This is a genomic window from Pseudomonas sp. AC247 (assembly GCF_979258015.1).
The window spans coordinates 4,590,587-4,604,538 of sequence record NZ_OZ409829.1 but is presented as its reverse complement, the minus strand read 5'-3'; the positions used below and the strand labels follow the sequence as shown (position 1 = coordinate 4,604,538).

Sequence of the window (13,952 nt, the reverse complement as noted above, 5' to 3'; positions counted from 1 at the left end):
GGAGTGATCCGGGCACGGTTTTTTTGTGCCTGCGATTTGACGCATTACCCCTGTAGGAGCTGCGGCACGCTGCGATCTTTTGATTTTGTGTTTAAAAATCAATCAAGATCAAAAGATCGCAGCGTGCCGCAGCTCCTACAGGGGGCCGAGCAGGGTTAGCGAACCCAGCGCTCGCGGCGCCAGATCTGCTGCTCGGACTTGGTCTGGAACGTCCACGCCACAAAGCGGCTCTGCTTCTGGCCCTGCGACATCTCCACGACCTGGCTTTCCAGCACGCCGGCCTTTTTCAGTGCAATTTCAATGGCTGGCAGGTTCGACGCCTTCGACACCAGTGTGCTGAACCACAGCACCTTGTGCTGGAAATTCGCGCTCTCGGCGATCAGTTGCGTCACGAATCGCGCTTCGCCGCCTTCACACCACAGCTCGGCCGACTGGCCACCGAAGTTCAGCACCGGCAGTTTACGTTTCGGATCGGCCTTGCCCAGCGCACGCCATTTGCGCTCGCTGCCCTTGGTCGCTTCGTCCATCGAGGCGTGGAACGGCGGGTTGCACATGGTCAGGTCAAAGCGCTCGCCCGGCTCCAGCAGGCCAATCAGGATGTGCTTGCGGTTTTCCTGTTGGCGCAGCTGGATGACCTTGCTCAGGTCGTTGGACTGAACGATGGCCTTGGCAGCAGCCACCGCCGTCGGGTCGATCTCCGAGCCAAGGAAGTGCCAGCGGTATTCGCTGTTACCGATCAGCGGATACACGCAGTTGGCGCCCATGCCGATGTCCAGCACGTTGACGATTGCGCCGCGCGGCACCTTGCCGTCGTTCATGCTCGCCAACAAATCCGCGAGGAAGTGCACGTAATCGGCCCGGCCCGGCACCGGCGGGCACAGGTAGTCTGCCGGGATGTCCCAATGCTGGATGCCATAAAACGACTTGAGCAGCGCCCGGTTGAACACGCGCACCGCATCGGGGCTGGCGAAGTCGATGCTTTCCTTGCCGTACGGGTTGGTGATCACGAACTTCGCCAGTTCCGGCGTGGTCTTGATCAGCGCCGGGAAGTCGTAACGACCCTGATGGCGATTGCGCGGGTGCAGGCTGGCCTTTTCGCGCGGCTCGACGGCCTTGGCCGGGGTCGCGGAGTCAGGCTTCTTGCGCGCAGGTTTGGGGGTGCGGGGGGCGTTCATGGGCGTGGTCGATTCGGGTATGGCTGAAAGTGGCGGGTATTGTCCCACATTGACGAGCTATGCGCCGATCCCATGTAGGAGCTGCCGCCGGCTCGGGCCGCGATCGGACGATCTTTTGATCTTGGTTTTTAAAAGCCAGATCAAAAGATCGCAGCCTTCGGCAGCTCCTACAGGGGAAATGTGCGGGAATGAAAAAGGGAGGCCACTTGGGCCTCCCTTTTTCAGTGCGATTCGCCGTTACAGGCTGGCAATCCGCGCGTGCTGCTCGGCCAGTTTGGCCAGGGCCTGTTCAGCCTCGGCCAGTTTGGCGCGTTCCTTCTCGATGACTTCGGCCGGAGCCTTGTCAACGAAACCGGCGTTGGACAGTTTGCCGCCCACACGCTGGACTTCGCCCTGCAGACGCAGGATTTCCTTGTCCAGACGCGCCAGCTCGGCGCCCTTGTCGATCAGACCGGCCATCGGCACCAGCACTTCCATCTCGCCAACCAGTGCGGTGGCGGACAACGGTGCTTCTTCGCCAGCCGCCAGAACGGTGATCGATTCCAGACGCGCCAGCTTCTTCAGCAGCGCTTCGTTCTCGGTCAGGCGGCGCTGGTCTTCAGCGCTGACGTTCTTCAGGTAGATCGGCAGTGGCTTGCCCGGGCCGATGTTCATTTCGCCACGGATGTTGCGCGTGCCGAGCATCAGTTCCTTGAGCCATTCGATGTCGTTCTCGGCGGCCGGATCAATGCGTTCTTCATTGGCCACTGGCCAAGACTGCAGCATGATCGTCTTGCCCTGAATGCCGGCCAGCGGCGCGATGCGCTGCCAGATTTCTTCAGTGATGAACGGCATGAACGGATGCGCCAGACGCAGCGCCACTTCGAGCACGCGAACCAGCGTACGGCGAGTGCCGCGCTGACGCTCAACCGGCGCGTTCTCGTCCCACAGCACTGGCTTGGACAGTTCCAGGTACCAGTCGCAATACTGGTTCCAGATGAACTCGTACAGCGCTTGCGCGGCGAGGTCGAAACGGAACTGATCGAGTTGACGGGTCACTTCGGCTTCGGTGCGTTGCAGCTGCGAGATGATCCAGCGATCCGCCAGCGACAGCTCGTAGGCTTCGCCGTTCTGGCCGCAATCTTCGCCCTTGTCCAGAACGTAACGCGCGGCGTTCCAGATCTTGTTGCAGAAGTTGCGATAGCCTTCAACGCGGCCCATGTCGAACTTGATGTCGCGACCGGTCGAAGCCAGCGAGCAGAAGGTGAAGCGCAGGGCGTCGGTGCCGTAGCTGGCGATGCCGTCGGCGAACTCGTCGCGGGTCTGCTTCTCGATCTTCTTCGCCAGTTTCGGCTGCATCAGGCCAGAGGTGCGCTTCTGCACCAGGTCTTCCAGCTCGATACCGTCGATGATGTCCAGCGGGTCAAGGACGTTGCCCTTGGACTTGGACATCTTCTGGCCCTGGCCATCACGCACCAGACCATGCACATAGACGGTCTTGAACGGCACCTGCGGCGTGCCGTCCTCGTTCTTGATCAGGTGCATGGTCAGCATGATCATCCGGGCAACCCAGAAGAAAATGATGTCGAAGCCCGTCACCAGCACGTCGGTGGAGTGGAATTTCTTCAGGAATTCGGTCTTTTCCGGCCAGCCCAGAGTGGAGAACGTCCACAAGCCGGAACTGAACCAGGTGTCGAGTACGTCATTGTCCTGTTGCAGCGCCACGTCCGGGCCAAGGTTGTGCTTGGCACGCACTTCGGCTTCGTCGCGACCGACATAGACTTTGCCCGACTCGTCGTACCAGGCCGGAATCCGGTGGCCCCACCACAGCTGACGGCTGATGCACCAATCCTGAATGTCGCGCATCCACGAGAAGTACATGTTTTCGTACTGCTTCGGCACGAACTGAATGCGACCGTCTTCAACGGCAGCAATCGCAGGCTCGGCCAAAGGCTTGGTCGACACGTACCACTGGTCGGTCAGCCACGGCTCGATCACGGTGCCCGAACGGTCGCCTTTCGGCACTTTCAGGTTGTGATCGTCAACGCTGACCAGCAGGCCGGCGGCGTCGAACGCAGCGACGATCTGCTTGCGCGCTTCGAAACGCTCAAGACCGGCGTACTCGGCCGGAATTGCGCCGTCGATGCTTTCGTTCAGCGTACCGTCGAGATTGAACACCTGGGCTGCGGGCAGCACGTTGGCGTTCTTGTCGAAGATGTTCATCAGCGGCAGGTTGTGGCGCTTGCCGACTTCGTAGTCGTTGAAATCGTGGGCCGGGGTGATTTTCACGCAGCCGGTGCCGAACTCAGGGTCGCAGTAATCGTCGGCGATGATCGGGATGCGGCGGCCAACCAGTGGCAGCTCGACAAACTTGCCGATCAGGGCTTTGTAGCGCTCGTCGTTCGGGTTCACCGCGACGGCGGAGTCGCCGAGCATGGTTTCCGGACGGGTGGTCGCGACGATCAGGAAATCGTTGCCTTCAGCTGTTTTCGCGCCGTCGGCCAGCGGGTACTTCAGGTTCCACAGGAAACCTTTTTCGTCGTGGTTTTCCACTTCGAGGTCGGAAATCGCCGTGTGCAGTTTGGTGTCCCAGTTGACCAGACGCTTGCCGCGGTAGATCAGACCGTCTTCGTGCAGGCGCACGAACGCTTCTTTAACCGCTTCCGAGAGGCCGTCGTCCATGGTGAAGCGCTCGCGGCTCCAGTCCACGGACGAGCCGAGGCGGCGGATCTGACGGCTGATGTTGCCGCCGGACTGATCCTTCCATTCCCAGACTTTCTCGAGGAATTTTTCGCGACCCAGATCGTGGCGATTCTGGCCCTGGGCTTCGAGTTGACGCTCCACCAGCATCTGCGTGGCGATACCGGCGTGGTCGGTGCCCGGCTGCCACAGGGTGTTGCGACCCTGCATGCGGCGGAAACGGATCAGGGCGTCCATGATCGCGTTGTTGAAACCGTGACCCATGTGCAGGCTGCCGGTGACGTTCGGCGGCGGGATCATGATGGTGTAGGAGTCGCCCGCGCCTTGCGGGGCGAAGTAGTTCTCGGACTCCCAGGTGTTGTACCAGGAAGTTTCAATGGCGTGCGGCTGGTAGGTCTTATCCATGCGCGGCGGGACCCTATTGGCATTAATTCAGGAAAAGCCGACGAGTATAGCGGGGCATGGGGCCGAGGGCGAGCGGGGCAGGCCGGATGGAGATCTAAATGTAGGAGCTGCCGAAGGCTGCGATCTTTTGATCTTGTTTTTTAAAATCATAATCAAAAGATCGCAGCCAGCGGCAGCTCCTACAGGAGCGTTTATTCGTATTGGCTGAGGAGGCGTTCCATGCGCGCATCGAGGCGGCGTTTGATTTCGGTTTCGATGTGCGGGGCGAAGTCGTCGATCACGTCTTGCATGATCAATTGCGCGGCGGCGCGCAGTTCGCTGTCGAGGTGGAGCAGGGCGTCCGGGCCTTTATTTGCAGGAGCCGCAGGCGGTGCGGCGGGTGTCGGGACCGGCGCGGGAGGTGGTTCGACAGCAGCCGGCTCAGCGCCGACAGAGTCAAACAACATCGGAATCTGTTCCTGTTCGCCATCCTCGACCGTGTCGGTCAGCAGTGGCGGTTGCAGGTTGTCGTCGCCGAGCAGCTGACGGATCGATTCGAGATCGTCGAGCAGGTGTGTCGGCTTTTGCTGCGGTTTCGGAGTGTCCATTGGAATGCTCAGAGTCGCTGTAAACGGTGATCTTGCAGAGGATAGCCCTGTTCGCGGTAGAAGCGAAAACTCTCCCGCGCCGCGGCACGAATCGTCGGGTCTTCGACCACCACTTCCGCCACTCGGGCGAACTTGTTGGCGAAGGCCGGGACTTTCAGGTCGAGATTGACCAGCAAATCCTGATGCTGACCGCAGTCATCGCCCACACCCAGCACGATCAAGCCGTCCGGCTCGCTGTCGGCGGGGCCGTGCGGCACGAAGCTTTCGCCCTTGAACGCCCACAGGCGCGCATCGAGATCGTCACGCTGGGCGGCATCGCGGCAATGCAGATAGATGCGGTGGCCCATGCGCCAGGCTTTTTCGGTGAGCTTGCAGGCAAAGTCCAGGCGAGCCGAAGGGTCGGCGCTGGGCAGAATATAGAAGTCGACTTTGGTCATTGCGGTTCCAGAGCGGCAAGCGGCGTCACCCGAGAGTGACGCCGCCGCCCATCAGCGGTGTCAGGCTTTGGCGCGATCGAGCAGGTATTGGGTCAGCAATGGCACCGGACGGCCAGTGGCGCCTTTGTCCTTGCCGCCGCTGGTCCATGCGGTGCCCGCGATGTCCAGGTGCGCCCAGTTGAGGTTCTTGGTGAAGCGCGACAGGAAGCACGCCGCCGTGATGGTGCCGGCTTTCGGGCCACCGATGTTGGCGATGTCGGCGAACGGGCTGTCCAGCTGTTCTTGATACTCGTCGAACAACGGCAGTTGCCAGGCGCGGTCGTCGGCTGCCTTGCCGGCGCTGAGCAGTTGGTCGATCAGTTCGTCGTTGTTGCCCAGCAAGCCCGAGGTGTGCGCGCCCAGAGCAACGACGCATGCGCCGGTCAGGGTGGCGATGTCGATTACCGCTTGTGGCTTGAAGCGCTCGGAGTAGGTCAGCGCATCGCACAGCACCAGACGGCCTTCGGCGTCGGTGTTGAGGATTTCCACGGTCTGGCCGCTCATGGTGGTGACGATGTCGCCCGGACGCGTCGCATTGCCGCTCGGCATGTTTTCCGCGCAAGCGAGGATGCACACCAGGTTGATCGGCAGTTTCAGCTCAAGCACGGCGCGCAAGGTACCGAACACCGAGGCAGCGCCGCCCATGTCGTACTTCATTTCATCCATGCCGGCGCCCGGTTTCAGGCTGATGCCGCCGGTGTCGAAGGTGATGCCTTTACCGACGAGCGCGTACGGCTTCTCGGATTTCTTGCCGCCGTTGTATTGCATGACGATCAGGCGCGGTGGCTGCTCGCTGCCTTGGCCGACGGCGTAGAACGAGCCCATGCCGAGGGATTTGATCTTCTTCTCGTCGAGGACTTCGACTTTCAGATCCTTGAATTCTTTGCCCAGGTTCTTCGCTTGTTCGCCAAGGAAGGTCGGGTGGCAGATGTTTGGCGGCAGGTTGCCCAGATCGCGGGTGAAGGCCATGCCGTTGGCGATAGCGGTCGCGTGGTTCACGGCGCGCTGCACTTCGGCCTGGGCGGCCTTGATGGTCAGCAGGGTGATTTTCTTCAGCGCGCGCGGTTCGGCTTTCTGGCTCTTGAATTGGTCGAAGGTATATTCGCCATCTACCAGGGTTTCCGCCAGCAGACGGGTTTTGCCGTAGCTGTCGCGGTTTTTGACAATAACTTCATCCAGCGCCAGCACGGCGTCGCTGCCGTTCAGACCTTTCAGCGTATTGAGGATGCCAGCAACGATTTTACGGAACGGACGATCGCCCAGCTCTTCATCCTTGCCAACGCCGACCAGCAGCACGCGCTCGGCTTTGAGGTTTGGCAGGCTGTGCAGCAGCAGGCTTTGTCCGACTTTGCCGGCCAGATCGCCACGCTTGAGGACGGCGCTGATCGCGCCACCGCTCAGTTCGTCGACCTGCTTGGCGGCGGCGCCGAGTTTGCGGCCTTCACCGACGGCAACCACCAGGGTGGCGGTTTTCAACGTTTCCGGGCTAACGCTTTTTACAACCAGTTCCATGTGCGGATCCCTGAATGAATGGTCAACACGCAGGCGTTCGACGGTGGCCGCAGTCGCCTGCTTATAGAGAGAAGAGGCGCAGGCCAAAGCCTGCGACAAGGGCCGCAGTTTGAACCTCGCTCCCCGCGCCTGACAACCCTCGGTTGTACGATCTGCAAAGGATTACAGACATGGATGAGTGTGCGCAGTGACAGGCGCCCTCAATCACAGGATAATGCCGCATCTTTTTTCGACGGCTCTGCGTTGCGGGCCGGTCGATGTGTTTGCTTGTTTGGCCGCCTTAGCCTGACAACCCTGGAGTGTCTGGTTTGATCGTCTTCCGTTATCTGTCCCGCGAAGTCCTGTTGACCCTCAGTGCCGTGAGTGCCGTGCTGCTGGTCATCATCATGAGCGGTCGTTTCATCAAATACCTCGCTCAGGCCGCTGCCGGCCAGCTCGATCCGGGTTCTTTGTTCCTGATCATGGGCTTTCGTCTGCCGGGGTTCCTGCAACTGATTCTGCCGCTGGGCCTGTTTCTCGGGATCTTGCTGGCTTACGGGCGCCTGTACCTCGAAAGCGAAATGACCGTGCTCTCGGCCACCGGCATGAGCCAGCAGAAGCTGTTTCGCATGACCCTGTTTCCGGCGACCCTGGTGGCGTTGGTGGTGGCATGGCTGAGCCTTGGCCTGGCCCCGCAAGGTGCCAACCAGTTTCAGTTGCTGCTGAACAAGCAGGATGCCCTGACCGAATTCGACACCCTTGAGCCTGGCCGTTTTCAGGCGCTGCGTGACGGCACTCGGGTGACCTACACCGAAACCCTGAGCGACGATCGCGTCAATCTGGGCAGCGTGTTCATCTCGCAGAAAAACCTCGGTGCCGATCAGAAGGATCGCGGGATTTCCGTGCTGGTGGCCGAGAAGGGCCGGCAGGAAGTGCGTCCCGACGGTAACCGTTACCTGATTCTCGACAATGGCTACCGCTATGACGGCAGTCCGGGTCAGGCCGACTACCGAGCGATTCATTACGAGACCTATGGCGTGCAACTGCCCAAGCCAGACGTCAGCGAAGAGGTCACCGACCGCGACGCCATGCCGACATCGGCCCTGTTGGGCAGCGACGATATTCGCTCGCGCACCGAGCTGCAGTGGCGTCTGTCCCTGCCACTGCTGGTATTTATCGTGACCCTGATGGCGGTGCCGCTGTCGCGCGTGAACCCGCGCCAGGGGCGTTTCCTCAAGCTGCTGCCGGCGATTCTTCTTTATATGGCTTACCTGACCATCCTGATTGCCGCTCGCGGCGCCCTTGAAAAAGGCAAGATCCCGCCGGCCCTCGGTCTGTGGTGGGTGCACGCGATCTTCCTGGTCATCGGTCTCGGCCTGCTCTATTGGGAGCCGTTGCGTCTGAAGATGGCCAGCCGACGCTCTGCTGCGCTGGAGGTGGCTCGTGGTTAAACTCGACCGCTATATCGGCAGCAGCGTGTTCATGGCGATCATCGCCGTGTTGGCGATCATCCTCGGTCTGGCGACGCTGTTTGCCTTTATCGATGAAATGGGCGACGTCAGCGACACCTACACCCTGCTTGACGTGCTGAGCTTCGTCTTGCTGACCGCGCCACGCCGTCTCTACGAAATGCTGCCGATGGCGGCGCTGATCGGCTGTCTGATCGGCCTCGGCAGTCTGGCCAGCAGCAGTGAGCTGACGGTCATGCGTGCAGCGGGCGTGTCGATCGGCCGTATTGTCTGGGCGGTGATGAAGCCAATGCTGGTGCTGATGCTGGCCGGTGTGCTGATCGGCGAATACGTCGCGCCAGCCACGGAAAGCATGGCTCAGGCCAATCGCTCGCTGGCCCAGGGCAGCGGCGATGCGCAAAGTGCCAAGCACGGTATGTGGCACCGTCAGGGTGACGAGTTCATCCACATCAACGCGGTGCAACCGAACGGCCTGCTGTATGGCGTGACCCGCTACCACTTCGACAAGGAACGCCATCTGCTCAGTTCGAGCTTCGCCAAGAAGGCCGAGTTCGACGGTAATCATTGGCAGCTCACCGACGTCGCGACCACGGTTTTTCATGAGCGCAACACTGAGGTGGTGAACACTCCGACCGAGCGTTGGGACGTGTCGCTGAGCCCGCAATTGCTCAGCACCGTGGTCATGGCGCCGGAATCGCTGTCGATCAGTGGCTTGTGGGGTTACATCCACTATCTGTCCGAACAGGGACTGAGCAACGGTCGCTACTGGCTGGCATTTTGGGTCAAGGTGTTGCAACCGCTGGTCACTGCCGCCCTAGTGCTGATGGCGATTTCCTTCATCTTCGGCCCGTTGCGTTCGGTGACCCTCGGTCAGCGTGTGTTCACCGGCGTACTGGTGGGCTTCACCTTCCGTATCGTCCAGGATTTGCTCGGCCCTTCGAGTCTGGTGTTCGGTTTCTCGCCGTTGTTCGCGGTGCTGGTGCCGGCGGGTGTCTGTGCGCTGGCGGGTGTCTGGCTGCTGCGAAGAGCCGGTTGATGACGGGCGAAATACCCGTGCTTTAAACCTCGAAAACGCCTCGGTCGACAGATCGGGGCGTTTTTGCATGCAATCCGGGTGACAGGTGAACGTGACGCTTGCGCCGTGTATCAGGTACAATTCCCGGCTATTTTTCGGCGGGCTATGCCTGCAGCCTTTTTGAGTGTTGATCCGTGAGTGATTTGAGTCATATCCGCAATTTCTCCATCATCGCCCACATTGACCATGGCAAGTCGACGCTGGCCGATCGCTTCATCCAGATGTGCGGCGGCCTGGCCGAGCGTGAAATGGAAGCCCAGGTACTGGATTCCATGGATCTGGAACGTGAACGCGGGATCACCATCAAGGCCCACAGCGTCACCCTGTATTACACCGCCAAAGACGGCATCAAGTATCAGCTGAACTTCATTGACACCCCGGGTCACGTCGACTTCACCTACGAAGTCAGCCGTTCCCTGGCCGCGTGTGAAGGTGCACTGCTGGTGGTCGATGCCGGTCAAGGCGTTGAAGCCCAGTCCGTGGCCAACTGCTACACCGCCATCGAGCAGGGCCTTGAGGTCATGCCGGTACTGAACAAGATCGACCTGCCACAGGCCGATCCTGATCGCGTCAAGGACGAAATCGAGAAGATCATCGGCATCGATGCCACCGACGCCGTCACCTGCAGCGCCAAAACCGGCCTGGGTGTCGACGAAGTGCTCGAGCGTCTGGTGCACACCATTCCTGCGCCGACCGGCAACATCGAAGATCCGCTGCAAGCGTTGATCATCGACTCCTGGTTCGACAACTACCTGGGCGTTGTTTCCCTGGTGCGTGTGCGTCATGGTCGCGTGAAGAAGGGCGACAAGATCCTCGTCAAGTCCACCGGCAAGATCCACCTGGTAGACAGCGTGGGCGTGTTCAACCCGAAACACACCGCCACCACGGATCTGAAAGCCGGCGAAGTAGGCTTCATCATCGCCAGCATCAAGGACATTCACGGTGCACCGGTTGGTGACACTCTGACCCTGGCCTCGACCCCGGACGTTGAAGTGCTGCCCGGCTTCAAACGCATCCAGCCACAGGTTTACGCCGGTCTTTTCCCGGTCAGCTCCGACGACTTCGAAGATTTCCGCGAAGCGCTGCAGAAGCTGACCCTCAACGACTCGTCGCTGCAATACACCCCGGAAAGCTCCGATGCCCTGGGCTTCGGCTTCCGTTGCGGCTTCCTCGGCATGCTGCACATGGAAATCATCCAGGAGCGCCTCGAGCGCGAGTACGACCTGGACCTGATCACCACGGCGCCGACGGTGATTTTTGAACTGGTGCTGAAAACCGGTGAAACGATTTACGTCGACAACCCATCCAAGCTGCCGGATGTGTCGTCGATCGAAGACATGCGCGAGCCGATCGTGCGCGCCAATATCCTCGTGCCGCAAGAGCACTTGGGTAACGTCATCACTCTGTGCATCGAGAAGCGTGGCGTTCAAGTCGACATGCTGTTCCTCGGCAATCAGGTGCAGGTCACTTACGACTTGCCGATGAACGAAGTGGTGCTGGACTTCTTCGACCGTCTCAAATCCACCAGCCGCGGCTATGCTTCGCTGGACTACCACTTCGATCGTTACCAATCGGCTAATCTGGTGAAACTGGACGTGCTGATCAACGGCGACAAGGTCGATGCCCTCGCATTGATCGTGCACCGTGACAACTCGCACTACAAAGGTCGCCAGTTGACCGAGAAGATGAAAGAACTGATTCCGCGTCAGATGTTCGACGTAGCGATTCAGGCTGCCATTGGTGGTCAGATCGTTGCCCGGACAACCGTCAAGGCACTCAGAAAGAACGTATTGGCCAAATGCTACGGTGGTGACGTCAGCCGTAAGAAGAAACTGCTCGAGAAGCAAAAGGCCGGTAAGAAACGCATGAAGCAGGTCGGCAACGTGGAAATTCCACAAGAAGCCTTCCTTGCAGTGCTCAGGTTGGATAGTTAGGTCCTATGTCACTAAATTTCCCGCTGTTGCTGGTCATCGCCGTGTTCGTCTGCGGCCTGTTGGCGTTGCTCGATCTGTTGATCCTTGCACCGCGTCGGCGTGCTGCCATTGCCTCTTATCAGGGCAGTGTCGGTCAGCCAGATGTCGTGGTGGTCGAGAAACTCAACAAAGAGCCGCTGCTGGTTGAATACGGCAAGTCGTTCTTCCCGGTGTTGTTCATCGTGCTGGTGCTGCGTTCGTTCCTGGTGGAGCCGTTCCAGATTCCGTCCGGTTCGATGAAACCGACCCTGGACGTCGGCGACTTCATTTTGGTGAGCAAGTTTTCTTACGGGATCCGCCTGCCGGTGATCGACAAGAAAATCATCGAAGTCGGTGATCCACAGCGTGGCGATGTGATGGTGTTTCGCTACCCGAGCGACCCGAACGTCAACTACATCAAACGTGTAGTCGGTCTGCCGGGCGACACGGTGCGCTACACCGCTGACAAGCGTCTGTTCGTCAATGGCGAGTCGATTGCCGAACAGTTGGTGGGCTCTGAACCGGGCACGCTGGGCAGCGCCGAACTGTACAAAGAAAAACTCGGCGCCGCAGAGCATCTGATCCGCAAGGAAATGAGCCGCTACCGTGCCACCCCGGACCACAGCTGGACCGTGCCGGCCGGGCACTACTTCATGATGGGCGACAACCGCGACAACTCGAACGACAGTCGCTACTGGGATGATCCGAACATTCCCAAGGATCTGCTGGGCATGGTTCCCGACCAGAATATCGTCGGCAAGGCCTTCGCGGTCTGGATGAGCTGGCCGGAACCGAAACTCAGTCACCTGCCGAATTTCTCGCGGGTTGGCCTGATCAAGTAATCACACACGGCGCTGTTGACCACAGCGCCGAATGCATTTCTGGAGCCGGCACAATCGGCTTCGCTATCGCCAGGATTTAATTTTTGAACACAGCGTTAATTGTCCCAGGCCTGCGCCGTATCCCGGCGATGGCAGTGGAATCCAGCCACGAACTCAGCGTGGGTAAACCGTGAGCGTTTCTCTAAGCCGTCTCGAGCGCCAGCTCGGTTACACCTTCAAGGATCAGGAGCTGATGCTTCTGGCCCTCACGCACCGCAGTTTTGCCGGGCGCAACAACGAACGCCTGGAATTCCTCGGTGATGCCATCCTCAACTTCGTTGCTGGCGAGGCGCTGTTCGATCGCTTCCCGCTGGCCCGCGAAGGCCAGTTATCGCGTTTGCGCGCACGCCTGGTGAAAGGTGAGACGCTGGCCGTGCTGGCGCGTGGTTTCGACCTTGGCGATTACCTGCGCTTGGGTTCCGGGGAATTGAAGAGCGGCGGTTTCCGTCGCGAATCGATTCTGGCCGACGCCCTCGAAGCCTTGATCGGTGCAATCTATCTCGACGCCGGCATGGACATGGCGCGCGAACGCGTCCTGGCCTGGCTGGCCGGCGAGTTCGAAGGCCTGACGCTGGTCGATACCAACAAAGACCCGAAAACCCGCCTGCAGGAACACCTGCAATCGCGCGGTTGCGATCTGCCACGCTACGAAGTGGTGGATATCCAGGGCGAGCCGCACTGCCGAACCTTCTTCGTCGAATGCGAAGTTGTCTTACTGAATGAAAAAAGCCGAGGTCAGGGTGTGAGCCGTCGTATTGCCGAACAGGTAGCGGCCGCCGCAGCACTGATTGCCCTGGGCGTGGAGAATGGCAATGACTGATACAAACGCAACTCGCTGTGGCTATGTTGCCATCGTCGGCCGTCCCAACGTCGGCAAGTCGACGTTGTTGAACCACATCCTCGGCCAGAAGCTCGCGATCACCTCGCGCAAGCCGCAGACCACCCGCCACAACATGCTCGGGATCAAGACCGAGGGTGACGTGCAAGCGATCTACGTCGACACCCCGGGCATGCACAAGGGTGGCGAAAAGGCCCTGAACCGTTACATGAACAAGACCGCTTCGGCAGCGTTGAAAGACGTCGACGTGGTGATCTTCGTGGTCGATCGCACCAAGTGGACCGACGAAGACCAGATGGTCCTGGAGCGCGTGCAGTACGTGACCGGCCCGCTGATCGTCGCGCTGAACAAGACCGACCGCATTGAAGACAAAGCCGAGCTGATGCCGCACCTGAGCTGGCTGCAGGAACAACTGCCGAACGCGCAGATCATTCCGATTTCCGCGCAGCACGGGCACAACCTCGAAGCGCTGGAAAAAGTGATTGCGGATCACCTGCCGGAGAACGATCACTTCTTCCCGGAAGACCAGATCACTGACCGCAGCAGCCGTTTCCTCGCCGCCGAACTGGTACGCGAGAAAATCATGCGCCAGATGGGCGCCGAGCTGCCGTACCAGATCACCGTCGAAATCGAAGAGTTCAAGCAGCAGGGCAAGACCCTGCACATCCACGCCTTGATCCTCGTTGAGCGTGACGGCCAGAAGAAGATCATCATTGGCGACAAGGGCGAGCGCATCAAACGCATCGGCACCGAAGCGCGCAAGGACATGGAGCTGTTGTTCGACTCCAAGATCATGCTCAATCTGTGGGTGAAGGTGAAGGGCGGCTGGTCCGACGACGAGCGCGCGCTGCGTTCGCTGGGTTACGGCGACCTGTAAGCGATTCGAAGATCAAAAGATCGCAGCCTTCGGCAGCTCCTACATGA

The 13,952-nt window shown here is 59.9% G+C and carries 11 protein-coding genes; 6 read left to right on the top strand and 5 right to left on the bottom strand.

Annotated elements, in window-relative coordinates; all coding sequences use genetic code 11:
- Positions 1-155 precede the first annotated feature (155 nt).
- The 5 genes from rlmF to ACZZ0B_RS20965 form a co-directional block, all read right to left on the bottom strand.
- Positions 156-1,175, bottom strand: a complete 1,020-nt coding sequence (gene rlmF / locus ACZZ0B_RS20985) for a 23S rRNA (adenine(1618)-N(6))-methyltransferase RlmF (RefSeq protein ID WP_440093364.1) — start codon at positions 1,173-1,175, stop codon at positions 156-158.
- 237 nt (positions 1,176-1,412) lie between these two features.
- On the bottom strand, positions 1,413-4,259 hold the full coding sequence (locus ACZZ0B_RS20980; RefSeq protein ID WP_440093366.1) for a valine--tRNA ligase: 2,847 nt from the start codon (positions 4,257-4,259) through the stop codon (positions 1,413-1,415).
- Between the two features lie 191 nt (positions 4,260-4,450).
- Positions 4,451-4,846 carry a DNA polymerase III subunit chi gene (locus ACZZ0B_RS20975; protein WP_440093368.1) on the bottom strand — a complete coding sequence of 132 codons (396 nt, stop codon included), beginning with the start codon at positions 4,844-4,846 and terminating at the stop codon, positions 4,451-4,453.
- Positions 4,847-4,854: 8 nt separating this feature from the next.
- Positions 4,855-5,283, bottom strand: coding sequence for a DNA polymerase III subunit chi (locus ACZZ0B_RS20970; RefSeq protein ID WP_008083644.1), 429 nt, complete (start codon positions 5,281-5,283; stop codon positions 4,855-4,857).
- A gap of 60 nt (positions 5,284-5,343) precedes the next feature.
- Positions 5,344-6,834 carry a leucyl aminopeptidase gene (locus tag ACZZ0B_RS20965; protein WP_440093372.1) on the bottom strand — a complete coding sequence of 497 codons (1,491 nt, stop codon included), beginning with the start codon at positions 6,832-6,834 and terminating at the stop codon, positions 5,344-5,346.
- A gap of 308 nt (positions 6,835-7,142) precedes the next feature.
- On the opposite strand from ACZZ0B_RS20965, the gene lptF reads away from it, so the two are divergent.
- The 6 genes from lptF (at position 7,143) to era (ending at position 13,905) form a co-directional block, all read left to right on the top strand.
- The gene (gene lptF / locus ACZZ0B_RS20960) at positions 7,143-8,264 is read left to right on the top strand and encodes an LPS export ABC transporter permease LptF (RefSeq protein ID WP_008083642.1); all 1,122 of its coding nucleotides are present in this window, start codon (positions 7,143-7,145) and stop codon (positions 8,262-8,264) included.
- Positions 8,257-9,318, top strand: a complete 1,062-nt coding sequence (gene lptG, locus ACZZ0B_RS20955; protein ID WP_008083641.1) for an LPS export ABC transporter permease LptG — start codon at positions 8,257-8,259, stop codon at positions 9,316-9,318. The genes lptF and lptG overlap by 8 nt, the downstream gene beginning before the upstream one ends.
- A gap of 173 nt (positions 9,319-9,491) precedes the next feature.
- Entirely contained in the window at positions 9,492-11,291 is a 1,800-nt protein-coding gene (gene lepA / locus ACZZ0B_RS20950; RefSeq protein WP_008083639.1) for a translation elongation factor 4, read from the top strand.
- A 5-nt stretch (positions 11,292-11,296) separates the two neighbouring features.
- Positions 11,297-12,151 carry a signal peptidase I gene (gene lepB, locus ACZZ0B_RS20945; protein WP_008083637.1) on the top strand — a complete coding sequence of 285 codons (855 nt, stop codon included), beginning with the start codon at positions 11,297-11,299 and terminating at the stop codon, positions 12,149-12,151.
- Positions 12,152-12,320: 169 nt separating this feature from the next.
- The gene (gene rnc, locus ACZZ0B_RS20940; protein ID WP_016986099.1) at positions 12,321-13,010 is read left to right on the top strand and encodes a ribonuclease III; all 690 of its coding nucleotides are present in this window, start codon (positions 12,321-12,323) and stop codon (positions 13,008-13,010) included.
- The gene (gene era, locus ACZZ0B_RS20935; protein WP_016771562.1) at positions 13,003-13,905 is read left to right on the top strand and encodes a GTPase Era; all 903 of its coding nucleotides are present in this window, start codon (positions 13,003-13,005) and stop codon (positions 13,903-13,905) included. Before rnc ends, era begins: the two co-directional genes overlap by 8 nt.
- Positions 13,906-13,952 lie beyond the last annotated feature (47 nt).